Genomic DNA, 23,350 nt, shown 5'->3' with positions numbered 1-23,350 from the left:
CCCGCCATGAGGATCTCCTCCTTGCGGGTGCCCGAAGCGTCCACGTCCACCGCGGGGAAGATCCTCTTCTCCGACAGCTTCCGGTCCAGCTTCAGCTCCATGTTGCCGGTGCCCTTGAACTCCTCGAAGATCACCTCATCCATCCGCGAACCGGTCTCCACCAGCGCCGCGGCCAGAATCGTCAGCGATCCCCCGTCCTCGATGTTGCGCGCCGCACCGAAGAACTTCTTCGGCGGATACAGCGCCGTGGAATCCACACCACCGGACAGGATCCGCCCCGAGGCCGGAGCCGCCAGGTTGTAGGCACGACCCAGCCGCGTGATGTTGTCCAGCAGCACCACCACGTCGTGCCCCAGCTCCACCAGCCGCTTCGCACGCTCGATCGCCAGCTCCGCGATCGTGGTGTGATCCTCGGCCGGACGGTCGAAGGTGGAGGAGATCACCTCACCCTTCACCGACCGCTGCATGTCGGTGACCTCTTCCGGCCGCTCGTCCACCAGCACCACCATCAGATGGCACTCGGGATTGTTCACCGTGATCGAGTTCGCGATCGACTGCAGCACCATCGTCTTGCCCGCCTTCGGCGGCGCGACGATCAGACCCCGCTGCCCCTTCCCGATCGGCGAGACCAGATCGATGATCCGCGAGGTGAGCTGATTCGGCTCCGTCTCCAGACGCAGCCGCTCCTGCGGATACAGCGGCGTCAGCTTGTTGAACTCCGCCCGCGACCGCCGCCCCTCCGGCGAAGCACCGTTGACCGAGTCCAGCCGCACCAGAGCGTTGAACTTCTCCCGCCGCTCCCCCTCACGCGGCTGCCGCACCGCACCGGTGACATGATCACCCTTGCGCAGCCCGTTCTTCCGCACCTGCGCCAACGACACATACACATCGTTCGGACCCGGCAGATACCCCGACGTCCGCACGAACGCGTAGTTGTCCAGGATGTCCAGGATCCCCGCCACCGGAATCAGAACATCATCCTCCGCCACCTGCGGCTCAGCCTCATCACGCCCACCACGGCGTCCACGGCGGTCGCGGTAACGGCCCCGGCGGCCACGGCGGCCGCCCTCGAAGTCGTCGTCGTCCCTGCGGCCGCCGCCGCCCTGGTTCTGGCCGCCCTGATTCTGGCCGCCGCCCTGGTTCTGACCGCCGCCGTCGCCGCCCTTGCTGCCGCGGCCGCGCTGGCGGTCGCGCTTGGACTGACGGTCCTGCTGCCGGCCGCCGCCGTCGCCCCGGCCGTCGCCACGCTGGCCATCGCCCTTGCCGGACGAACCGCCGTCGCCGCGGCCCTCGTTCCTGCTCTCGTCGGCGTCGCCGTCGGCCCTGCCGTTGCCCTCACCGCGGCGCCCGCGGCGCTCGCCGCCGGACTTCTCCTCGTTGGCGGGCTGCCCGGGAATGTCGATCTGCCCGTCCTGCCCGCCGTCTTCGGCGGTGTTGCCCGTACGTGCCTTGGACGTCGCCCGGCGCTTCGGCTTGGAACCCGCGTCGGCCGTGTCCTTACCGGCCTCGCCTTCCTTGCCCCGCGAGGAGGACGCGTCGGCCTGTCCGGCCGAACCCCCGCCCGCCTGCCTCTCCTTGATGGTCTCGATCAGCTGGCTCTTACGCATCCGCGCGGTGCCCTTGATGCCGAGGCCGGAGGCAACCTGCTGAAGCTCGGCGAGCACCATGCCCTCGAGTCCGGTGCCGGAGCGCCGACGCTTGGGCGCAGCACCGGAGGCAGGCGCGGCGGATGCGTCCGTGGCAGGCGCGTCGGCTTTGTCCGCGGACGTACCCCCGGAAGGGGTACCACCCGAGCCTGCGGGCTCGGAGGGAGCGGCGTTCACGCCCATCAGATCGGTGGTGTCGCTCACTAAGGGTCCTTCCCTGGAGCGGACGTCGGCCTGTCTGGCTCGGCGACCGGTCGTGCTGTCCGGCGGTGATCCTGTACGAGCGGACCTGGCCGAAACGGTGGTTCCGCCTGAATGTGCGGCGGGGAGATCAATTCATGGTTCGGCGTGCAACAAGGACGCAAATGTGTCCCGCACGCCGGCTCCGGAGCGGGCTCGGGACTGCTCAGCATGCAGAGCAGCGTGGGAGGCTCCTGGAGGAAGAGGCGATCCCTGGGCCTGTGCCCTGGGGGACCACTCAAGCACCGCACCCTACGGGCCGCCACTGAAACTCACGTGCGGACCACGAGACTGCGGGTACTGACTTGAGGTTAACACTACCGAGTCCAACAAACATTCCCCCTTTCCTGGATCTCTTCCGGACCCTGGCCCTCCCCCGGGCCCCGGCGGGCCCCGGGAAGCCGTTCGCTGTCACTGAGGTGCATCGCGGGGGCCACCCTCCGCCTTGAGCGGAAGGACGCCGGCGCCCGTGGTGTCGAGGCTCAGCCTGTTCGCCGTCCATTTCTCCCCGGCGAGCCGGGCCACCTTCTCGGCGGCGCCGTTCCCCATGGGCAGTGCGAGCACCGTCGGGCCCGCACCGGAGACAACAGCTGGGACGTCGTCCGCCCGCAGCCGGTTCACCAGTTCCACGCTCTCCTGCATCGCGGGGGCGCGGTACTCCTGGTGCAGGCGGTCCTCCGTCGCGGGCAGCAGCAGCTCGGGACGCCTGGTCAGCGCCTCCACGAGCAGTGCGGCCCGTCCGGCGTTGAACGCCGCGTCCACATGCGGGACATGACGAGGCAACAGCCCGCGCGCCGTCTCCGTCAGCAACGGCACCGCCGGCACGAAGACCACGGGGACGACGGATTCCGCGGGCTCCATCCTGATGGCCCGCGCGGCACCCGCGTCCATCCACGCCAGGGTGAAGCCGCCGAGCAGACAGGCCGCGACGTTGTCGGGATGGCCCTCGGCCTCGGTGGCCAGCTCCAGCATCGCGGCGTCGTCGAGCCTGGCCTCGCCGCCGGTGGTGACCGCGCGGGCCGCGACGATGCCCGCGCAGATCGCGGCGGAGGAGGAGCCCAGCCCGCGCCCGTGCGGAATGCGGTTGGCGCAGACGACCTCCAGGCCGCGCGGCTGGCCGCCGAGCAGGTCGAAGGCGGTACGCAGCGAGCGTACGAGCAGGTGGTCCTCGTCGCGCGGCAGGCTCTCGGCTCCCTCGCCGGCGATGTCCACATGCAGACCGGAGTCGGCGACGCGGACGACCACGTCGTCGTACAGGCCCAGCGCGAGCGCCAGGCTGTCGTAGCCCGGGCCGAGGTTGGCGCTGGTGGCGGGAACACGCACGCGGACGGGCGCTGCGCGGAACGCGGGGCCGGCCATCTTCCGATGACTCTCCTTGGTTGGTTGACGCGATTTCCCGTGGACCGCGGCGAGACGCCGGACCGGCCGCTGACCCTGTGTGCTTACGGACCTGACGGCCCTGACGAAGCCCCCGGCAAAGCACGGGGCGGCCCCGAAATACGTTCGTGGGGTTCGGGGTTGTCCCAGCTTATCGAAGGTGGGTTCAGTGGCGACACAGGGCGCACGGGAGGCGCACGATGCGTGTCGTGAGCAGCTCCGCGCTCCCTCGTCACCTGCATCCGTACCCGTCTGTCCCCGTTCCGCAACCCCGTGCCTCGCTGCGTGCGCCTCCCGCGCGCGGCGTCGGACGCCGAAACCCCGGGACGGCCCCTGCCGAACCGGCGGTCGCGGCGAGTCCCGGCCGGTCGTGGGCCGGTCGTGGGCCGGTCAGACGAGCCCGAGGCGCTCGGCCGCCGCGTCCGCGTCGATCGGCACGGTCACCGGCCGCGGAGCGCCCGCCACCGCCCAGTCCGGGTCCTTCAGCCCGTTGCCCGTGACGGTGCACACGACCCGCTGTCCCGGCTCGAGCGCTCCCTGCTCGGCGGCCTGGAGCAGGCCGGCGACGGAGGCGGCGGAGGCGGGCTCCACGAAGACGCCCTCCCGCGAGGACAGCAGCTTGTAGGCGCGCAGGATCTGACGGTCCGTCACGGAATCGATGAAGCCGCCCGACTCGTCCCGGGCCCGCTCCGCCATCTCCCACGAAGCGGGATTGCCGATCCGGATGGCGGTGGCGATCGTGCTGGGGTCCTTCACGGCCTCACCGCGCACGATGGGTGCCGCGCCGGACGCCTGGAAGCCCCACATCCGCGGCGTACGGGTGGCCGGGCCGTCGGGGGCCGCGTATTCGCGGTAACCCCTCCAGTAGGCCGTGATGTTGCCGGCGTTGCCCACCGGCAGGACGTGGATGTCGGGTGCGTCCCCGAGCATGTCGACGATCTCGAACGCCGCCGTCTTCTGCCCCTCGATGCGGTAGGGGTTGACCGAATTGACAAGCGCCACGGGGTACTTGTCGGACAGACCCCGGGCGAGGGTGAGGCAGTCGTCGAAGTTGCCGTCCACCTGCAGGATCTTCGCGCCGTGCACCAGCGCCTGGCCCATCTTGCCCAGTGCGATCTTTCCCTGCGGCACCAGCACGGCGCAGACCATGCCCGCCCGTACCGCGTAAGCGGCGGCGGACGCCGAAGTGTTGCCCGTGGAGGCGCAGATGACCGCCTGCGCGCCTTCCTCCTTCGCGCGCGTGATGGCCGTGGTCATTCCGCGGTCCTTGAAGGAGCCGGTGGGATTGGCGCCCTCGACCTTGAGATGGACGTCGCAGCCGGTGAGTTCGGACAGCAGCTGCGCCGGCACGAGCGGGGTGCCGCCCTCACGCAGGCTGACGGCCGCGGTGCCGGCGCTGACGGGCAGCCGGTCGCGGTACTCCTCGATGATGCCGCGCCACTGACGGCTGGTGGCGGGCGCCGTGGCCGCGGCGGGCGCGGCGGACGGGCCGGAAGCTGCGGCCGGGCCGGATGCGGCGCTTTCCATGGTGGTCACTGTCCTCAACTCCAAGTCCCCTGGGGCCTGCTCGCCTTCATTCGCCCTCGACCCGCATGATGCTGGCGACACCGCGCACGGTGTCGAGTCTGCGCAACGCCTCGACGGTCGCGCTCAGGGCGGAGTCGGCCGCGCGGTGCGTGACGACGACGAGCCACGCGTCACCGTCCTTGCCCTGCTGCCGGACGGTGTCGATGGACACGCCGTGCTCGGCGAAGGTGGTGGCGACCTGGGCCAGGACACCGGGTTTGTCGGCCACGTCGAGGCTGATGTGGTAGCGCGTGACCACCTCGCCCATGGGCGAGACGGGAAGCTGCGCATACGCCGATTCGCCCGGCCCCCTGGCCCCGTTGAGCTTGTTGCGGCAGGCCGCCACGAGGTCGCCCAGTACGGCGGAGGCGGTGGGTGCGCCGCCGGCGCCCGGCCCGTAGAACATCAGCTGCCCCGCCGCGTCCGACTCGACGAAGACGGCGTTGTACGCCTCGCGGACGTTGGCCAGCGGGTGGCTGAGCGGGATCATCGCCGGGTGCACGCGTGCCGTGACGGACCGGCCGTCGGCCGCGCGCTCGCAGATGGCGAGGAGCTTGACCGTGCAGCCCATGCGTTTGGCGGAGGCGATGTCCGCGGCGGTGACCTCCGTCAGGCCCTCGCGGTGCACGTCGTCCAGGCGTACGCGGCTGTGGAAGGCGATCCCGGCGAGGATGGCGGCCTTGGCCGCGGCGTCGAAACCCTCGACGTCGGCGGTCGGGTCGGCCTCCGCGTAGCCGAGCGCCGTGGCCTCGTCCAGGGCCTCGCCGTATCCGGCGCCGCTGGAGTCCATCCGGTCGAGGATGAAGTTCGTGGTGCCGTTGACGATGCCGACGACACGGTTGACCTTGTCGCCGGCCAGGGACTCGCTCAGCGGCCGCACGAGCGGGATGGCGGCGGCCACGGCAGCTTCGTAGTACAGGTCGCCGCCCTGCTTCTCGGCCGCCTCGTGGAGGGTGGGGCCGTCCTGGGCGAGCAGCGCCTTGTTGGCGGTCACGACGCTGGCGCCGTGCTCGAAGGCGGAGGTGATCAGGGCGCGGGCGGGCTCGATACCGCCGATGACCTCGATGACGACGTCGATGTCCTCGCGCGTGACGAGGGCGGCGGCGTCGCTGGTCACCAGGGCGGGGTCGATGCCCTCCCGTACCCGGTCGGGGCGGCGTACGGCGACGCCCGCCAGCTCGACCGGGGCTCCGATACGGGCGGCGAGGTCGTCCGCGTGCGTCGTCATGATGCGTGCCACCTCTGAGCCGACGACTCCACAGCCCAGCAGCGCCACCTTCAGCGGACGCGTACGCATCATCCGACCTCGCCTCTCGTCATTTCCTGTGCTGTCAGTCTCACGTACCGGTCCGGAGATTCCACGCTCGTTCCAGAATGTGGGACGTATATCTCGCTAACCGACATCGAGACGCAAGAGATCCTCTTGCGTCTCCCGGCGGATGATCACCCGCGACTCTCCGTCGCGCACTGCGACGACCGGCGGGCGCAGCGCATGGTTGTAGTTGTTCGCCATGGAACGGCAGTACGCACCCGTCGCGGGGACGGCGATCAGGTCGCCGGGCGCGATGTCCGAGGGCAGGAACGCGTCCCGTACGACGATGTCGCCACTCTCGCAGTGCTTGCCGACCACGCGGGAGAGCATCGGCTCGGCGTCGGACGTCCGGGAGACCAGCGAGACGCTGTACTCCGCGTCGTACAGGGCCGTGCGGACGTTGTCCGACATGCCGCCGTCCACGCTGACGTACGTACGAAGGCCCGGCAGCCTCTTGACCGTACCGACCTCGTAGACCGTGCACGCCGACGGACCGACGACGGCGCGGCCCGGCTCGACCGACAGCCGGGGCACCGACAGGCCCGCGCCGCGGCACTCACGGCTGACGATCTCTCGGAGGGAACGGGCGATCTCGTGCGGCTCGCTGGGATCGTCGTCGGAGGTGTAGGCGATGCCGAGGCCGCCGCCGAGGTCGATCTCCGGCAGCTCCAGACCGTGCTCGTCCCTGATGTCGGCGAGCAGGCCGACGACGCGGTGGGCGGCGACCTCGAAGCCGGAGGTGTCGAAGATCTGCGAACCGATGTGGGAGTGGATGCCGACCAGCTCCAGGCTGTCCAGCTTCAGCACCCGCCGTACGGCCTCCGCCGCCGGCCCTCCCCCGGCACCCTGGTGGCCGCCGGTGAGGGCCAGACCGAACTTCTGGTCCTCGTGCGCCGTCGCGATGAACTCGTGGGTGTGCGCCTCGACGCCGACAGTGACGCGGATCTGCACCGGCTGACGCTTCCCGAGACGGTCGGCGATGTGCGCGACACGGACGATCTCCTGGAAGGAGTCCAGCACGATGCGCCCCACGCCCGCCTCGACGGCCTGCTCGATCTCGGCGGAGGACTTGTTGTTGCCGTGCAGCGCGATGCGCTCCGGAGGCATGCCGCCGGCGAGCGCGATGGACAGCTCGCCGCCCGAGCAGACGTCGAGGTTGAGCTCCTCCTCGGTCAGCCAGCGCACGACGGCGCGGGAGAGGAAGGCCTTGCCCGCGTAGAAGACGTCGGCGTCCTGCCCGAACGCCTCACGCCAGGCGCGGCAGCGGGCGCGGAAGTCGGCCTCGTCGAGGACGTAGACCGGTGTGCCGTACTCCTCGGCCAGGTCCTTCACGTCGAGCCCGCCGAGGGTGACGGAACCCGTCACGGTGCGGGTGGTGGTCTTCGGCCAGACGCGGGGGTCGAGGTCGTTGATGTCGGCGGGCGGTGCGACGTAGTGGCCCTCGGGGAGGACGTCGGCGTACCGGGGCCCGGCGGGGTGCGCGGAGCGGCTCATGCGGGGGCCCCGCTCTCACGGTGGTTCCTGTGGGCGCTGTGGTCCCCGTGGAGCGGGGGCTGTTCACGCGGCCCGCGCCGCTCGTGCTGCTCATGCGGCTCGTACTGCTCGTACTGGTTCACGTCGATCGTTGTTCCTTCGGGAAGTCTCGTTCGGGAGGTCTCGGGAGACTCGGAGGTCCGACCGGAGCTCTCAGGGACGAGGGCTCACGGCTCACTCCGGCTCACAGGTGTTCGGGGGCGGTCACGCCGAGCTGGGACAGGCCGCCTGCCAGCACCGCCCCGGTGGCTTCGACGAGAGCCAGCCGGGCACGGTGGGCGGCCCCGGGTTTCTCGTCCCCGCGGGGCAGCGGCGGGCAGTGGTCGTGGAAGTCGAAGAACGCCTCGCCGACCGCGACGAGATGACGGGCCTGCCGCGGGCGGCTGCCCTGCTCGCTGACGCGCCGGTGGTCGGCGAGGAGCGCCAGCAGCGCCCGTCCACTGCCGCCGCAGGCCACCTCGGTGCCGGCGGCGTACGCATCGCTGCGGAAACCCAGGTCGTGGGCGTTGCGGGAGAGAGCACGGGTGCGGGCGTGCGCGTACTGCACATGGAAGAGGGGGCTGGACGTCGCCGTTCGTACGGCGAGCGCGGCGGGGGCGTCGCCGGTGGCGGCGCTCCACTGAGCGATGTCGGCGGCGGGGGCGTCGCTGCCCGGCCGGTGGGCGTGACGCGGGCCGCTGTGGGCGAGGCCGGTCTGCTCGTCCCGTTCGTCCCGTTCGCTCTGCTCGCTCTGCTCGGTGGTATCGACCCGCTCTGGCGACGACTCGGACAGCTCCGCCACGAGGGCCGACCGCGCCCGGTCGTCCAGCGTGACGTTGAGGAAGCCGCCTCCTGCGATCTCCACCCCTGCCACCCCGTCCTGCCGGGCGAGCGCGGTCCGCAGGACGCGTGCCGCTTCGAGCGGCGCGATGCCCGCGGCCCTGGCGACCTGGAAGGCGACGCTGAGCGCGTAGTCCCCCTCCCCGCGCCGCGGCGGCGCCTCGACGACCACACGCCGGGGCATGCCGAAGTCCTCGGGTGCCTCGCCGGGAGCGGCCTTGCCGAGATCACCGCTCTCGGCGGCGCGACGCACCACGTGCAGCACGGTGCGGGAGAGCTGGGCGGGTGTCACAGGGCAAGCGTATGGGAGAGGGGGTGGGTGAGAGCGAACCGGTTTCCCCGGTCGGCGCACCGGCAACGGCGTCGGAGTGCGGAGGCGTGTGTGCTGATGACGGACGCACGCGGATGCGGTGCCGGTCTGTGGCTCTCGTGCGGGTGCGGGACGGCGTCAACATGCCGCGCTGCCGCGTCACCCGACGGGGCGGGCGGAGGCGCGGGACCAGGGCCGACAGGGCGAGCGCGGCACCCGCCACGTCCACCGCGCTCTCGGGCGTCAGCGGCGGGCCGGGCGGGCATCGGACTCGTTCGCCTCGCCCGTCCCCCCGGAGGGGTCGTCCTCGCGCTGCTCGGCGCCCGTCAACTGCCGGACCATCCGCACCAGTTCGGCCGGCTCGAACGGCTTCGCGAGGAGAGCGTCGACCGGGGGCTCCTCCCCGCCCTCCTCGCCCCCGAGATGGGAACGGCCGCTGACGATCGCGACGGGGATGTGCCGCGTGCGGGGATCGGAGCGGAGACGGGCGGCGGTACGCAGCCCGTCGAGACGCGGCATCATCACATCGAGTGTGACGAGATCCGGCCGGACACCGTGCACGACGTCCAGGCACTCGACACCGTCGGCAGCGGTCACCACCTCGAAGCCCTCCAGCTCGAGATTGACCTTGATCAACTGCCGGACAACCTTGTCATCGTCCACCACAAGGACCCGGCCGAACACACCTGGCACGCGACAAAGCCTAGGCATACACCTAGGGCGGCGTCCGGCTTTTGCCCCTTTCCACCCGTGCGGGGGGCTTCCCTGTGGGACGCGGCCGGCGGTTCGGCGGTTCCCACGTGCCCGGCGGCGGGTCCGTCGCCTGGCAGGACACCGCCTCCCCGCAGGCCCGGGCTCCCGAAAACCGGGTTCCGGTGCACCACCGCTGAGCTGATACTGTTCCTCCTGTCGCCGCCGAGAGCGCCGACAGAGCCCCCGTAGCTCAGGGGATAGAGCAACGGCCTCCGGAGCCGTGTGCGCAGGTTCGAATCCTGCCGGGGGTACTTCCGATCAAGGCTCTGACCAGCAGACATGCGGGTCAGAGAGCCTTAGGTGTGCATGCCAAACGCACACGGTCTGGGGACCGTTGCTCTTTTCGTCTGGAGCAGCGCCTCAGAGGCGTCTTGTCCAACGACTTTGCGCAGGTCAGCCGCCTTCGTTGCCGTGTGGCGCCCTGACCACGGGGGCGTTTCCGGCAGTTTGGCTGCTCGCACGCCGCTGTTTCCCCTGTAGGGCTGTGACCTGCACTGATGCTTTGATGGTGCGGTGCAACGCACACGGTGTCGTGGGACTCAACTCGTCGGGTTCGGTGAGCGTGCTCAAGGTTATGCCCCGCCACCGGGGAGTGAAGACCTTGGCGCTGTTGATGGACCGTCACTAAACTCAGTGGGCGCACTCCGACTGTGCCGAACTGGACCGTTTGACGGACACCAACAACTACGGCCGCGCTGTCCTAGCTCGCTGGCGGCGCACAGGCCCGTTATTTCCGCAGCGCAGCGGAATGCTCGTAGCAAGGCGAATGGCAGCTCGCCGTGACCGGGCTGGCCTGGATCTCCTCCCCGGGACGCTCCTTCGAAGACCAGCGGCCGAGCGCCCGCACCGGCCGCCGCTTCTATCTGTCGGCCCGCGGACAAGAGCATTTTCCAGTGACGTCGGCCTCCGTGACCTGGTGGCCTGTGCGTCTCAGTGGCAAGTAACGCGGTCACGGGGCACATACCGGGTCTCGAAGGTGTCTCGTTTGACTTCCTTTCCACCTGACCGGAAGCTCCGGTCAACGTTTACGTCGAACCCTTCGAGCGGGGTCTGCGGCAGACAGTTTTTCGCAGCCCCCGGGCGGCTTCCCGGCTGTTTCACGTTCGTGCGAGGGCCTTTGACGGATTCGATTGAGTCATATTTCTTGGTGCCGAGAAAGGTGACGGTGACGGAGGTATCCGTGGCACTCGCCTGGATATAGATGGCGTTGCCCGAGTCGTTGGCGAACCTCAGGTCGAGACTGCCCCACGCTACCGTTGCTTCCCGGCCTTCCGGATAGCGCTCGATGTAGAACGAATGAGCCCCGTATTCAATCGGTTTGACGCCGGCGAAGAAGATGGCGTTGAAGACGGTGGTGGCGACAGTGGAGACCCCGCCCCCAGCCGCCTTGGTGTAATTGTCGTCCTGGATGATGATGCCGTCCCTGAAACCGTTGGCCTTGGTCCGCTCACCCACGGTCCGGTTCAAGCTCCAGGTCTCGTCGGGGAGCACGACTGACCCGTTGATCAATTCCACGGCACGGCCGATGTTCTGTGTGCGGTATGGGGCGGGTTCGAAGTTGACCGTGAAGGTGGACAGCTTTTCCTTGATACCCAGTCGGCGGACGGTGTCACGGGTGAGCTTCGGCCGCACCGTCTCGGTAGCAACGGTTGCGGTGCGAGCCGCCCCGGTCTTGGTAAGCAGGGGCAGTACAGCGCTCTTGATCCCCTTGGCTGTGACCTCCTGCCCGGGTTCGCCGTCCGAGGCCACTGCCACCCGGCTGCCCTCCAGGCGCAATTTCGCCTCGACCGCCCCGCGGGTAGCCCCCGCAAGGGGCCGGGCCACCGCCGGATCCCTGAGGAGTCCCTCGCCGTCCAACTCCGGTGTCAGCCGGTTCGTCTTGTCCGGTTGCATCGTGAGGTGCTGACCCACCGTCGTTGGGCTGATCTCGATCCGGCGGCCGCTCGTGGTGAGTGTGACCGGAGCCGACATCGCAGGTCTGGCGAAGTCCTTCATGGCGCGGGACACTTCTGCCGCATCGACACGGGATTCGGTCTTCCGCACCGGCAGCCGGACCGGATCGGCCCCGTGACCGGGGTCGGCGGAGCTCAGGGCCGCGAGCGCGCGGTCCACATCAATTGACCGGCCGTCGTCTGGCTGTACGGCTGCTGGCTTGCCGTCGTCGAAGTTGATCGCGCCGTTCCGGGTCTTCAGGTCGTACGCTTTCGCCGTCTTGGCCAGCGCCGCGCGGGCCTTTCCCTCGTCCACGTGGGTCGCCGGTTCGATGTCGCGGCCGCCGGTCGCGAACAATCGACCGATCACGGTCAGCGGGTCGGACCCCGCTCGCGCGGCACGGGCGACGGTTGCCTCGCTGTCCAGTGAGAGGCCGGCCACACCCCCGTCGATGGTGTCGGTACGGTCGCCGATGCGCACCTTCACCTGCGATGATCAGGCCGCACCCAGCTGCCTGTCCAGCTTCTCCTGGGCCTGCTGGCGGCTCAGCCCCCCGACGTCCACGCCCTGCACTCGGGCACCCGCGGGGATGTCGTCACCGGATGTCAGCAGGCCCGCCAGGTACAGGCCGCCGAATCCAATGCTCGCCACCCCTGCCACGAGTGCCACAGCGCGTATTCTGCGGCGGTCGGCCAGCGCGGCGGCTGCAGGAATGCCGAGTCGCGGAAAGCGATGCACTGGATCTCCTTGTCGATGGCAGTCGCGTCGCACAGACAGGCCTCATGCAACAAGTCACACACTGGTTGATTGTATTAAAAGACCTCAATAGCGGTTCGGCAGGCTTTGCCTGCATTGGACTCCGGGGCAACCGACCACGGCGGGGTCGCTCAACGGCAGCCGTCGCGCTCACCATGCCGGTGCTAAGGGGCACAGCTGCTGCGCTTCGGTCCGACCGTCCACGCGACAGTGGACGGCGGCGACCAACAAGGTCGAGGCGTACAACCGCGAGACGACTCCATCGAGCGGCTGCCGCACCTACCCGATGGGCACCGTGGGCCGGGCGCGCTGATTCTGCCGTTGCTTTTGTTGCCTGCGCCAGCCGTAGCGGGTCACACCCCGCGGTTTGAACACCGACAGGATCAGGATGATGAGCAGCACCACCAGGCCGCCGGCGGAGTGGAGCAGTGTGCCGGGCAGCTCGCTGGGATCGGCGCTGGACGCCGCTGTCTCTGCCAGGTGACTCACGGTCTGCGTCTCTATCAGCAAGACGGTGGCGGCGAACGCGGTGAGCAGGAGTTTCACCAGCACCCAGTAGTGCCGCAACAGGCCCCACGGGGTGCCCAGGGCGTTCACGATCCCGATGAGCACCGACGTGAGTGCCAGCGGGACGATGGCGTACAGGACGGTTACCTCCATCGCGGCGTACGCGCCTCGCACCGTCGGTATGTCCTTGCTGGTCACAGCGGTGATGTCGAGTGTGAGGTAGGCCAGGACCGTGCCGAGCCAGCCGACCGACGTGGCGATGTGTGCGGTGAGCACGATCTTGCGGAGGCGCGGAGGCATGATCATCAGTCGTCGCCCTCGGCTGGTGCGTGGCCGCCCGAGTTGTCTACGGAAGTTGCCTGGACTTCTGTGACGCCGGCCAGCGGTGTGCCGCTGGTACCTGTGTGCCGTCCAGGGCCGTGATCTCCCCCGAGACCGGTGAGCTTCGTGATCAGGACCAGCAGGATCAGGACGCCGACGATGATGGCGGACACCTTCACCCAGCGTGGCGCCCTGGGCGGCGCGCTGTGAGGCGATCCGCGGTCGGGCCTTACGTCGGTGTCGTCGCTGGTGCCGGGGTGGTGGGACGGGTCGGCCATGAGAAGCCTCCGATGTGCGTGGTCTGCGCGGTTCCCTGAACAGCTAACAGTTTACGAGACGCAGTGTCTACAGAGAGTTCAAAGTGTCACGGCAGTATCGTCACGTATGCTGCGTGGGTGCCGAAGCTGTGGAACGAGACGATCGAGTCGCATCGCCACGCGGTGCGTGAGGCGATCCTGGAAACAACCTGGGCGCTGGTGTCCGAGCACGGGCTGATGTCGGTGACGATGACGCAGATCGCCGAGAAGGCGGGCATCGGGCGTGCGACGCTGTACAAGTACTTCCCGGACGTCGAAGCGATCCTGGCCGCCCACCACGAACGCCACGTCAGCAGCCACCTAGAACATCTCGCCGAACTCCGGAGCCGGCCCGGCGACGCCGACGAGCGGCTCGAAGCGGTACTCGAGTACTACGCGCTCATCTGCTACCAGCGCGAGCGGCACGGCACCGAAGAACTCGCAGCACTGCTGCACCGAGGCGAGCATGTCGCCCACGCGCAGCAGCGGCTCATCGAGGTCTTCCGGGATCTGCTGGCCGAGGTCGCGGCAACCGGCGGCCTCCGGGACGATGTTGCGCCCGATGAGCTTGCGAGCTACTGCCTCCACGCCCTCGGTGCGGCCGGCAGCCTGCCATCCGAAGCCGCGGTCCGCCGACTTGTCGCCGTCACGCTGGCGGGGCTGCGCCCCCAGAACTGAAGGGTGGTGGCCGGACCGCGCTCACAGAGGCGGCGAACCAACGCAGCCGACCTCGAAGTCGCCGCCGTGCCGCTCGGCCTACCGGGTGCGGCCCCTTTGCCGTTAGCTGCCGAGCAGGCCGTTCATCTTTTTGATCTCGGCGGTCTGTGAGGTGGCGATGTCCTGGGCCATGTCCTTGGCGGGCTTGTAGGCGCCCTTGGACATCTCAGTCTTGGCCATCGAGACCGCGCTCTTGTGGTGTTCGATCATCATCTTCTAGAAGGTGGTGTCGAACTTCGTGCCGGAGGCCTTCTTGAGCTTCTCCATGTCCTCGGGCTTCATCATGCCCGGCATGTCCCCGTCATGGTTCATGCCGTGCATCTCCTCGGGGACCTTCTCGTCCCAGGATTTCAGCCAGCCGGACATCTGCTTGATCTCCGGTCCCTGCGCCTTCTCGATGTCCTTGGAGAGGCTTTTCACCTTCGGGGAGGAGGCGCGGGAGTCGGCGAGTTCGGCCATCTCCACGGCTTGGCGGTGGTGCGGGATCATGCCCTGGGCGAAGGACACGTCAGCGGAGTTGTGCTTGGCCTTGGCCGGGGCGCCCTTGTCGTTGTCGTCGCCACAGGCGGTGAGGACGAGGGCGGCGCTGAGGCCAGCTGTTACGACGGCCGCGACGCGCGTCAGGGAACGGTGTGTGGTCATGGTGATGCTGTGCTCCTGCGTGATGGGAAGTGGTGGTGTATGTGCCGGATGCGGCACCGGCATTGAGGGCCCGGCACCGTCGGTGCGGCTATATGTGCAGGAGTTGGAGTTGCGGGCGCGAGAGTGGCGCCCGCACCGTGGCGGAGGCGGTGGCGTCATGCCCAGCCTGAGGCATGAGGGAGCCGGCAGCGGCGCTTCCGACCGTGACCAGTGCAGGCAGGGCCGGCCCACCGCTGATACCGCTCGCCGAACAAGTGGCGTTGACGTGGTCGCCGTGGCCGCCGCCACTGTCGCCGTACGACAGCTGGTGACAGGCGCTGTTGGCTGCGTGTGCTTGTACGCCTGGGTTCGCCATGGAGGCGCCCGCAGGGATGCTCGCCCTGGACATGGCCCGCTCATGCTGGGTCTTGAGGGCGTGGGGTCTGAGACTGTGCATGGCCACCAGCCCCGTCAGCACCAGCAGCGCACACGCGCGCGCCCCGAGGGAGCGTAGGGCGCGGCGGCGACTGATCATGGTGATGATCTTACGGGTGGAGACTCTTGAGCGTCTGGCGAAAACTCGTGCGTGGCGGCAGACCGAGAGCGAGCGCGTGGCCCCGCGGTGATGGTGCGTACGCAGGTTCGTGAGGACGAGTGCTGAACCGCACCAGGACAGTACAAACAGATGTGTCCTAGGCATTTTCAATACGGCTGGAGCACTCGGCCGTATTGCGGGAGTGGCGTAGCCGACACCGAGCCGCAAGGCTGCTGTTTCAGCTGCTCATTGGGGAGATGCCGGGTTTGAGCCGGTGCCTGTTAACGCGATGTTCCCGGAGTGGTGCCCGTGCCGTGCCAGGAAGACGTTAGGATCACGGCATGATTACGGCTTGGTCGCCTCTCGGTGCGCCGCGGGCCCGCTCGTCAGCGGTGTCGCGGCGCCTGATGTTGGTGGCCATGCTGCTGTTCGGGCTCGTATTCGCTCACGGCATCAGCGCAGAGGGCGCGTCCGGCCATGTCGTTCGTGCGGATATAGCCGCTTCTGAGACAGCTGGCGCTCATGGATCCGGTGCAGAGCCCGGAACGGCTGTCCACGGCACCCATGCGGGGTCCGCAGAAGACACTGAAGACCATCAGGATGAACACGGCTCATCTCATCCCGCTCTCGAGTGCTTGCCTGGGCAGCCGCAGCAAGGACCGGCTATGGAGGCTCCCTCCGTGTGCTCTTGGCACAGTGGGGCCGCCTTCTCCGATCAGTGGCGCGATGGGTCTGTCCAGAGTGAGGGCGCCTCGGCTCCTCCGCAGCTGAGAGATTCCACGGGGGCAGGCGTCCTGCGGATCTAGAATCCGGAGGCTCTTCGCGGTGCGCTGCTCGGTACGCCCGGCAACCCTCGGCATCCATGCAGCGGCGACACTCCAGCTCATGAATTGTTGCCCATTGTCCTGCGATGGGCCAGGTTGCGGCTGTCTGCGCGGGAGCATTCCAGGCTGATTCTGCCCATGTCACCTCGCCGTTTTCGGCAAGGAAACCCCCTCTGCGGAGGAACTGTGCCGTTCCACCCCCGTGCCCACTGCCGCTCTGTCACCTGGCATTGGCGTCACCGACTTCTCGCCCTTCTCATGGGCGGTCTGTTCCTCGTGACATTCGACTGCGGGGCCCTCGTTCACGGCGCCGACCATTCTCACGGCTCAGCTTCTACGAGCTCCAGCTCCACCGTGGCGGAGGACCACACGGGGCATACAGCTGCGGAGGTGCCACCGGTCGACGAGTCCTGTTCGACGCTCGGACTCGACGACGAGGGTGAGGGACGAAACAACTCCCAGCCTGGACCGCTGTTCCTGACCGCTACCCCAGTGGCAGCGGCGGGTGGAGTAGCACTTGCGCGTGCAGTACCGCCTCGGTCTCGCAGCCGTGACTGGGCTCAGTCCGGTCGTTCCAGACTGAAGTCCGTATGCCGGTGGCGCATTTAGGCCGAATTCGATGCAGCCGTACGAGACGGCTGCCGCGCGCCGTTGTCAGGGCAGAGCCGTATGGCCATGCCCGCAACGGGCGGCGCGCGAGATGAGCACCTCCTGATGCCCATCATCGAATGAGAGCGGATCATGCAATCCCAGACCACCCCTGAAATCACACCCCCCGCCCGCTCTGCCCTCTCGGGGCTTGTCGGCAACACGCCCGTCCTCCAGGTCTCCGAACCGCTCGCCTCTGCCGGGCGCGGCTTCTGGGCGAAACTGGAGGGCTTCAACCCAGGAGGGATCAAGGACCGTCCCGCCCTGCACATGGTCGAGCGGGCCCGCGCCCGTGGCGATCTCCGTCCCGGCGCCAGGATCATCGAATCCACCAGCGGCACACTCGGCTTGGGCCTCGCCCTGGCCGGCATGGTCTACGGACACCCGGTCACTCTGGTCACCGACCCGGGCCTGGAATCCTCTATGACGCGGCTGCTGACCGCTTACGGAGCCCAGGTCAACATCGTCAGCGAGCCACATCCCACCGGCGGCTGGCAGCAGGCCCGCCGTGACCGCGTGAATCAACTACGCACCCAGCACCCCGAGTCGTGGTGCCCGGATCAGTACAACAACCCGGACAACATCACCGCCTACACGCCCCTCGCGCTGGAGATGGCCTCCGAGCTGGGCCACATCGATGTGCTGGTGTGCAGTGTAGGAACCGGTGGTCACTCAGCCGGTGTGTCCCGAGTCCTCCAACAGCTCTATCCCGAAATGCAGTTGGTCGGCGTCGATACCGTCGGATCGACGATCTTCGGGCAGGAGGCCAGGCCGCGGATGATGCGCGGCCTGGGCTCGAGCATCTACCCCGGCAACATCGCCTACGACCGATTCAGCGAGGTGCACTGGGTGGCACCGTCCGAAGCGGTGTGGACCTGCCGTCAATTGGCGAACTCCCACTACGCCACGGGTGGCTGGAGCGTGGGGGCGGTAGCCCTGGTCGCCGGATGGCTGGCCCGTACCCTGCCCGCCGAGACCAGGATCGCGGCCATCTTCCCCGACGGGCCACAGCGCTACCTGGGCACGGTCTTCGACGACGACTACTGCGCAGCCCATGGCTTGCTCGACTCACCACCCGCTCCCGAGCCGGAGGTGATCGGCCGGCCCGACGAGAAGGAAGTCACCCGCTGGACCCGGTGCACGACCGTGGTCGACCCTCTCAGCCGGAATGGCTCGGCGAAGGAGAGCGGCGTGGTCGATCTGCTCGTCGAAAGCGACGTGGAATCCGACGCGCTGGAGGAGGGGAGCGAGTGATGGGCCGGCACGCACGCGCCAAGGGCGTCATCGCGCAGACCCGCACTTACGAGCGCAGCACCCAGCTGTTGATGGTCAATCAGTTCACCATCAACCTCGGTTTCTACATGCTGATGCCGTACCTGGCTTCGCACCTGTCCGGAACGCTCGGCCTGGCAGGCTGGATCGTCGGACTCGTCCTCGGGGTGCGGAATTTCAGCCAGCAGGGCATGTTCCTGGTCGGCGGTACCCTCGCCGACCGGCTCGGCTACAAGCCGCTCATCGTCGCGGGCTGTGTGCTGCGTACGCTCGGCTTCGTCACCCTCGGCCTGGTGGATTCCGTACCGGCCCTGCTGGCCGCCTCCGCCGCGACGGGGCTGGCCGGGGCGCTGTTCAATCCGGCCGTACGGGCCTATCTCGCCGCGGATGCGGGCGAGCGGCGGGTCGATGCCTTCGCGCTGTTCAACATCTACTACCAGGCCGGGATCCTGCTCGGGCCGCTGGTGGGCATGCTGCTGACGGGCATCGACTTCCGCATCACCTGCCTGGTCTCGGCTGCCATCTTCACCCTGCTGAGCATCGTGCAGATCAGGGCCCTGCCGGCCCGCAGGGGCGACAACGCGAAGGACAGCAAGGACGGAAAGCAGGAGAGTGTGCTGTCCCAGTGGCGCAGCATCGTGCGGAACCCGTCGTTCCTGCTCTTCTCCACCGCCATGATCGGCTTCTACGTCATGCAGTTCCAGGTCTATCTCGCCCTGCCGCTCGAGGTACGGCGGCTGGGCGGCCAGGGGACGTTCGGCACCGCTGCGGTGGCGTTGATGTTCGCCGTCTCCGGTCTGAGTACCATCCTCGGCCAGACCAAGCTCACCGCCTGGTGCAAGGCACGCATGGCACCGGGCCAGGCCCTTGGCTGCGGCTTGCTGATCATGGGCGTGGCGTTCGTCCCCCTTCTGGCGGCCACCGCGATCCCCGTTCCGGACGGGGGCATGGGGCTCTGGCTGATGGCTGCGATCCCGCCGTCGCTGGCTGCGCTGCTGCTGGCCCTGGGAACGATGATCGCCTTCCCCTTCGAGATGGACACCATCGTCCGCCTCTCCGGAGACCGGCTCGTCGCCACCCACTACGGGCTGTACAACACCATCTGCGGCATCGGCATCACGCTCGGCAACCTGCTGACCGGTGTTGCCCTGGACGCGGCACGTGCAGCCGGGGTCTCCGCCATCCCCTGGATCGCGCTGCTCACGCTCGGGCTCGGATGCAGTGCGGCCCTGTACGGGCTGCACCGCACCGGCCGTCTGCGGCCCCCTGCGCCCGCAGCGCAGCCCGCGACCGCCTCCGTATAACCGAGCCGCCTCGCAGTGGAGGGGCGGGCGTTGTCAGCGCCCGCCCCTCCGCTCGGCCGTCCTTCCCTGACAGGAGTGCGCACCTCATGCCTGCCTGCCCCCTGACCGCCTCAACCGCGTTGCACGTACGCCCCTTTCAGGCCGTGCGCTACGACGCTGATCGAGCCGGTGACCTGTCCGGCCTCTTGTGCCCGCCGTACGACACCATGGAGCCGGCCCGCGCGCAGGCCCTCCGCAGACCGCACCACCTTGCCCGGCTGTTGTACGCCCGCAACCCACGCACTGCGGCCGGTCAGCTGGAGCGCTGGCAGCAGGACGGCATCCTGCGCCGTGACCCCCATCCAGCCTTCTACGTGTATCAGCAGCAGCTTGGGGCCCGGATTCTGCAACGAGGTCTGATCGGCGAGCTCGACCTCCTGGAACATGGCAACCCCGCACCGGTACTGCCCCACGAGGACGTGCAGCCCTCCGTCGTCCGGCAGCGCGCCGCTCACATGGCCGGGCTGGGCGCCCAGCTCGAACCTCTGCTCCTCACCTACCGCTCCACCGAATCAACGACGGCACAGCTCATTGACCACGTCACCAGACGTCCACCCGTGGCCTACGCCCGTATCGGCAGGCTCACCCACGTCCTGTGGGCATGTACCGATCCGGGGGAACAAGCTCTCATCAGCGCGGGCTTGTCGCGATACCAAGCCCTCATCGCCGACGGACACCACCGCTACGCAGCCTGCCGGGACCTCAACACACATGGAGACCCTGACCAGTGGCGATACAGCCTTGCCCTGCTGGTCGACTCCACGTCCAGTCCGGTCGAGCTGACTGCCATCCACCGGCTCGTCTCCGGGCTGGAAGCGGACAAGGCCGCAGCCGCAGCCGCCGACGTGGCCCGCGTACGGCCACTTCCTGGCGGACCACGTCCGCCTGAGCCCGGTGAGCTGGTGGTCACCGGAGCCGGCCGCGCTTGGAGCGTGAGAGACCCTGACGAGGAAGCCCTCAAGGACGCCTTGGCAGGGTGTCCGCCGCAGTGGCACTCTCTGCCCGCTGCCATCGCCGACCATCTGCTGCTCGCCGGTGCCTGGTCGGTCCCCGACCTCCCCGGAGCCGTAGCTCACGTACACGACACGTCGCAGGCCATCGCGGCTGCTGCCGCGCCAGGGGGCGGCACGGCGGTCCTCCTGCCCGCACTGACCGAGGGAACAGTCCGCGAACTGGCCGGTGCCGGCGTGCTGTTGCCCCGCAAGTCGACGTCGTTCGGTCCCAAGCCGGTGGCGGGGATGGTCCTCCGTGTCCTCTCCGCGCCGTGATCAGCCAGTGGGCCTTGGCGGTCAACTCCGCGCCGTACGCACGGTTTCGAGGACTACTTCAGTGCGCTGCCGGCCTTCCACGTGTCCCAGTCGACGTTCCACCCGCCGTAGCCATTGTTGGCGGAAACGGTGTCCTTGGAGTTCACCACGGTGACGGGGTCTCCCGCATGGACACGGTCGTAGAACCACTTGGCGTCCTTGGTGCTCATTCCGATGCAGCCGTGACTGCCGTTGACCTTGCCGAACTTCCCGTCGTTCCAGGGCGCGGCGTGCGCATAGGTACCCGACGGGGTGAGCTGGACATCCCATTTCACGGCACCGAGGTCGTATGCCTCCGGGCCGAATATGCCCACCGACCGCGAGTTCATCCTGATGGTGGGGACCTTGCTGAGCACCACCATGGTGCCGTTCCATGTCTCGTACTTCTTCTTCCCGGCGGATATCGGCAGGGTCCGCACTTTGCCACCTTCGGAGACCTTCATGGTCTTCTTCACCACATCGACAGTGCTCACCACCGATTTGCCGATGCGGAACTTGACGAGGCGATTCTGTGTCCCGTTAAGGCCGTCACCGGCGTCCGCTCCGTCCAAGGACATCCGCAGCGAGACTTCGGTGCCGGGCTTCCAGAACTTCTTCGGCCGGTAATCGATCCGGTCCTTGCCGTCTCTGTCCTTCATCCAGCTCCACGCGCCATCGACCGCCGGGGAGGCTGAGACCTTGAGGCGCCGTTCCACTGCGGCCTTGTCGTGGATCGGCCGGTTGAAGACGAGTGAGACCGGCATGCCGACACCGACGGTAGAGCCCTTGTCCACGTTGTACTCACCGACGAAGGTCTTCTCGGGCTTCGGATCAGCGGTGGTGAAGCTGCTGCGCTCGACGTTCTTCTTCCCGTCTGCGACAGCGGCGTGGACCAAGACCTGATACGTGACCCCTGGCGCCAGCGGAGCAGTCGAGACCCATGCGTTCTTGCCGCCTGAGATCTTGCCGTCCAGCTTCCCCGGGCCAGGCGCGCTCACCTGCACTGAGGTGAGCTTGCCGCCTCCGGATGCGCGGACAGTCACGTTGCGGTCCACCGGGACGGGCTTGCTGTCCGCGGCAGGGGTGACGGTGATCTTCGTACGCCCCTTGACCGCACCTTCCGCGCCCCCTGCGCTTGTGCAGCCCGTAAGGATCACGGCCACAGATGCCGTGAGGACCAGGAGACGCTGCGCCGATCGGCGTAGGGACAGCTCCGGAACAGGGAGCCATCGTACTGGGACACGCTTCATGAGCCGGCCTCCAAGGGTGCCACACTGTTAATTACCTTAGTAGACGTATCGTGCACACCCCCGGTTCCCCTAGTCAGAAGCACTTGCGCGGATCAGTCCGCGGCCTCGCTCGCGCCCAACTCCCAGTGCACCCAGCACGGTTGCCCAGGGCATGTCGTTCGGCGTTCACCGCTGAGCATGCGTCCCAGCAGAGACCAAGAGCAGGCCGACTTGATCACCCCTGCGCACAACGGTCACCCGTGCCGGCGCATTGTCGACTGTTACGCCGTACTCCTGCGTCGCGTCTGGCCGTGGGCCGTGGGAGGTGGTGACAGGTTGCTTCTCGTGCCAGCCACACGAGCGCAGTGTCCGATCCAACGCGTCGAACGCCGCCACCACTTGTGACCGATCCGCATACGAGGCAATGCGGTGCTGCGCATACGCCGTGCCGCGCCCCGCATATGAGGCGGCTACCTCATCTGCCGGCGGACTACTGCGGGGCCACCGCAGGTGGCACGCGCCCACCCTGGGGAGCGGGATGGCCGAGGCGCCGCCGAGCTTGCCCGCCTGCCACTGATACGTGTCGTGCCAGGGCAGCGCTGAAGGAGACAGCAGCATGGCCCGGGACAGCCTGCCGTCCGGGTCGGATGGCGGGAGTACCGATGCGGCCACGGCGTACTCGCCGGGCCGGGACGCCTCCTCCTTACGTCCTGTGTCGTCCACGGCGGGCATCACTCCCCAGGCCGTCGCTGCGAGAACAACGGTGGATACAGCACCGGCCACTGTCTCCCGACGCCTCTTTCTCCGGCGCCGGCCCAGGCGGCGGGCATCGGCCGCCCCGGGCGGCGAGACAAGCGCCTCGACTGCGTCACCGAACTCGCTCAGCTGTGCGGCGACTTGCTGATCGCGTTCGTCAGCCATGAGCAGCCGCCTCCTCCGTCAGCTCATCGGTACCGGGCCCGGCAGTGGATCCGCTTGTTCGTCGATCTCCGTGCGCGGTCCGGGTATTGGCCTGCGGCTCCTCGGCAAGGTGTTGCCCCAGTGCGCGCCGGGCTCGTACGAGGCGAGTTCTCACCGCCGCTTCAGAGACACCGGTCTCCTGCGCCACGGTCGCGATCGGCAGGTCCAGGAGGTGGTGCAGCACGATGACGCGCCGCTGTTCGGAGCGTATCTTCCGCAGGGCATGAACCAAGGCGACGTGGTCGGGCCCGAGACCCGGAAGGTCCGGCGGAGGCCCGTTCCGGAACTGCGCACGAATCCGATTGCGCGTCTTGCGCCACGAACTGACCGCCAGCCGCACTGCCACCGTCCGTACCCACGGGGTCGGGTCGTCGCTGTCGGCCGTGAGCTTGTCCCAGCGCTGCCAGGCTCGGGCGTACGCCTCCTGCACCGCGTCCTCCGCTTCGGACGCGTCGCCGGTGATCGCGTACACGGCGGCGGTGAGTCGCTTCACCGTGGCGGTGTAGAAGGATGTGAAGTCCCTGTGCAGCGGATGCTGTCCGTCCAC

General features: G+C 68.4%; 17 protein-coding genes, 1 tRNA gene and 2 pseudogenes. 5 read left to right on the top strand and 15 right to left on the bottom strand.

The annotated features are described in order from the left end of the window. From rho to H343_RS32455, 7 genes are all read right to left on the bottom strand, one after another. On the bottom strand, window positions 1–1,850 hold a 1,850-nt coding region (gene rho / locus H343_RS32460; RefSeq protein WP_037904809.1), incomplete at its 3' end, for a transcription termination factor Rho. A gap of 447 nt (window positions 1,851–2,297) precedes the next feature. Continuing rightward, complete coding sequence (thrB, locus tag H343_RS0123360) at window positions 2,298–3,245, bottom strand: homoserine kinase (protein WP_028433104.1); 948 nt, start codon at window positions 3,243–3,245, stop codon at window positions 2,298–2,300. Window positions 3,246–3,653: 408 nt separating this feature from the next. Continuing rightward, complete coding sequence (gene thrC / locus H343_RS0123355) at window positions 3,654–4,790, bottom strand: threonine synthase (protein WP_028433103.1); 1,137 nt, start codon at window positions 4,788–4,790, stop codon at window positions 3,654–3,656. A gap of 46 nt (window positions 4,791–4,836) precedes the next feature. After that, window positions 4,837–6,129, bottom strand: coding sequence for a homoserine dehydrogenase (locus H343_RS0123350; protein WP_028433102.1), 1,293 nt, complete (start codon window positions 6,127–6,129; stop codon window positions 4,837–4,839). A gap of 93 nt (window positions 6,130–6,222) precedes the next feature. After that, window positions 6,223–7,635: a diaminopimelate decarboxylase gene (gene lysA / locus H343_RS0123345; RefSeq protein ID WP_028433101.1), complete on the bottom strand. Its 1,413-nt coding sequence runs from the start codon at window positions 7,633–7,635 to the stop codon at window positions 6,223–6,225. 223 nt (window positions 7,636–7,858) lie between these two features. Then, window positions 7,859–8,785, bottom strand: coding sequence for a DALR anticodon-binding domain-containing protein (locus H343_RS0123335; RefSeq protein WP_028433100.1), 927 nt, complete (start codon window positions 8,783–8,785; stop codon window positions 7,859–7,861). Window positions 8,786–9,046: 261 nt separating this feature from the next. Further along, window positions 9,047–9,496, bottom strand: a complete 450-nt coding sequence (locus H343_RS32455) for a response regulator (RefSeq protein WP_486587026.1) — start codon at window positions 9,494–9,496, stop codon at window positions 9,047–9,049. A gap of 239 nt (window positions 9,497–9,735) precedes the next feature. Here H343_RS32455 and H343_RS0123325 point away from each other — a divergent pair. Further along, window positions 9,736–9,807: transfer RNA gene (locus H343_RS0123325), tRNA-Arg, on the top strand. A gap of 679 nt (window positions 9,808–10,486) precedes the next feature. Here H343_RS0123325 and H343_RS32450 read toward each other — a convergent pair. From H343_RS32450 to H343_RS33670, 3 genes and pseudogenes are all read right to left on the bottom strand, one after another. After that, a pseudogene (locus H343_RS32450) lies at window positions 10,487–12,184 on the bottom strand (VanW family protein). Window positions 12,185–12,523: 339 nt separating this feature from the next. Beyond that, window positions 12,524–13,057 carry a hypothetical protein gene (locus H343_RS0123315; protein WP_028433099.1) on the bottom strand — a complete coding sequence of 178 codons (534 nt, stop codon included), beginning with the start codon at window positions 13,055–13,057 and terminating at the stop codon, window positions 12,524–12,526. Then, window positions 13,057–13,245, bottom strand: coding sequence for a hypothetical protein (locus H343_RS33670; protein ID WP_199778983.1), 189 nt, complete (start codon window positions 13,243–13,245; stop codon window positions 13,057–13,059). The genes H343_RS0123315 and H343_RS33670 overlap by 1 nt, the downstream gene beginning before the upstream one ends. A gap of 222 nt (window positions 13,246–13,467) precedes the next feature. On the opposite strand from H343_RS33670, the gene H343_RS0123305 reads away from it, so the two are divergent. Beyond that, window positions 13,468–14,046: a TetR/AcrR family transcriptional regulator gene (locus tag H343_RS0123305; protein WP_028433098.1), complete on the top strand. Its 579-nt coding sequence runs from the start codon at window positions 13,468–13,470 to the stop codon at window positions 14,044–14,046. 102 nt (window positions 14,047–14,148) lie between these two features. Here the strand turns inward: H343_RS0123305 and H343_RS32440 are convergent. The 3 genes and pseudogenes from H343_RS32440 to H343_RS0123290 form a co-directional block, all read right to left on the bottom strand. Beyond that, window positions 14,149–14,727 (bottom strand): annotated as a pseudogene (locus H343_RS32440) (DUF305 domain-containing protein). Between the two features lie 88 nt (window positions 14,728–14,815). After that, complete coding sequence (locus H343_RS35380; protein ID WP_158679606.1) at window positions 14,816–15,241, bottom strand: DUF6153 family protein; 426 nt, start codon at window positions 15,239–15,241, stop codon at window positions 14,816–14,818. Window positions 15,242–15,627: 386 nt separating this feature from the next. Next, a complete protein-coding gene (locus H343_RS0123290; RefSeq protein WP_028433096.1) occupies window positions 15,628–15,849 on the bottom strand; it encodes a hypothetical protein in 222 nt (73 codons plus the stop codon). Between the two features lie 957 nt (window positions 15,850–16,806). Between H343_RS0123290 and H343_RS0123285 the strand changes: the two genes are divergently transcribed. From H343_RS0123285 to H343_RS0123275, 3 genes are all read left to right on the top strand, one after another. Next, window positions 16,807–17,967 (top strand): PLP-dependent cysteine synthase family protein, encoded by a 1,161-nt coding sequence (locus H343_RS0123285; protein ID WP_028433095.1) that lies wholly within the window; start codon window positions 16,807–16,809, stop codon window positions 17,965–17,967. After that, window positions 17,967–19,289 carry an MFS transporter gene (locus H343_RS0123280; RefSeq protein ID WP_028433094.1) on the top strand — a complete coding sequence of 441 codons (1,323 nt, stop codon included), beginning with the start codon at window positions 17,967–17,969 and terminating at the stop codon, window positions 19,287–19,289. The genes H343_RS0123285 and H343_RS0123280 overlap by 1 nt, the downstream gene beginning before the upstream one ends. 86 nt (window positions 19,290–19,375) lie before the next feature. Beyond that, window positions 19,376–20,596 carry a DUF1015 domain-containing protein gene (locus H343_RS0123275; RefSeq protein ID WP_078506055.1) on the top strand — a complete coding sequence of 407 codons (1,221 nt, stop codon included), beginning with the start codon at window positions 19,376–19,378 and terminating at the stop codon, window positions 20,594–20,596. Between the two features lie 53 nt (window positions 20,597–20,649). On the opposite strand, the gene H343_RS0123270 is transcribed toward H343_RS0123275, so the two are convergent. Together H343_RS0123270 and H343_RS32435 are read right to left on the bottom strand one after the other, a co-directional pair. Beyond that, window positions 20,650–21,669: a L,D-transpeptidase gene (locus H343_RS0123270; protein ID WP_486587025.1), complete on the bottom strand. Its 1,020-nt coding sequence runs from the start codon at window positions 21,667–21,669 to the stop codon at window positions 20,650–20,652. Window positions 21,670–22,756: 1,087 nt separating this feature from the next. After that, window positions 22,757–23,350, bottom strand: coding sequence for a SigE family RNA polymerase sigma factor (locus tag H343_RS32435; RefSeq protein ID WP_078506054.1), 594 nt, complete (start codon window positions 23,348–23,350; stop codon window positions 22,757–22,759).

This window comes from Streptomyces sp. TAA204, from assembly GCF_000424965.1.
Note: the sequence above shows the minus strand (reverse complement) of the source record. Positions and strands in the feature narration are given on the sequence as shown.

Excerpts from the sequence above, each read along its gene's own strand:
- thrB (WP_028433104.1), bottom strand. The coding sequence starts at position 3,245 with ATGGCCGGCCCCGCGTTCCGCGCAGCGCCCGTCCGCGTGCGTGTTCCC.
- thrC (WP_028433103.1), bottom strand. The coding sequence starts at position 4,790 with ATGGAAAGCGCCGCATCCGGCCCGGCCGCAGCTTCCGGCCCGTCCGCC.
- H343_RS0123350 (WP_028433102.1), bottom strand. The coding sequence starts at position 6,129 with ATGATGCGTACGCGTCCGCTGAAGGTGGCGCTGCTGGGCTGTGGAGTC.
- lysA (WP_028433101.1), bottom strand. The coding sequence starts at position 7,635 with ATGAGCCGCTCCGCGCACCCCGCCGGGCCCCGGTACGCCGACGTCCTC.
- H343_RS0123315 (WP_028433099.1), bottom strand. The coding sequence starts at position 13,057 with ATGATCATGCCTCCGCGCCTCCGCAAGATCGTGCTCACCGCACACATC.
- H343_RS35380 (WP_158679606.1), bottom strand. The coding sequence starts at position 15,241 with ATGATCAGTCGCCGCCGCGCCCTACGCTCCCTCGGGGCGCGCGCGTGT.
- H343_RS0123285 (WP_028433095.1), top strand. The coding sequence starts at position 16,807 with ATGCAATCCCAGACCACCCCTGAAATCACACCCCCCGCCCGCTCTGCC.
- H343_RS0123280 (WP_028433094.1), top strand. The coding sequence starts at position 17,967 with ATGGGCCGGCACGCACGCGCCAAGGGCGTCATCGCGCAGACCCGCACT.
- H343_RS0123275 (WP_078506055.1), top strand. The coding sequence starts at position 19,376 with ATGCCTGCCTGCCCCCTGACCGCCTCAACCGCGTTGCACGTACGCCCC.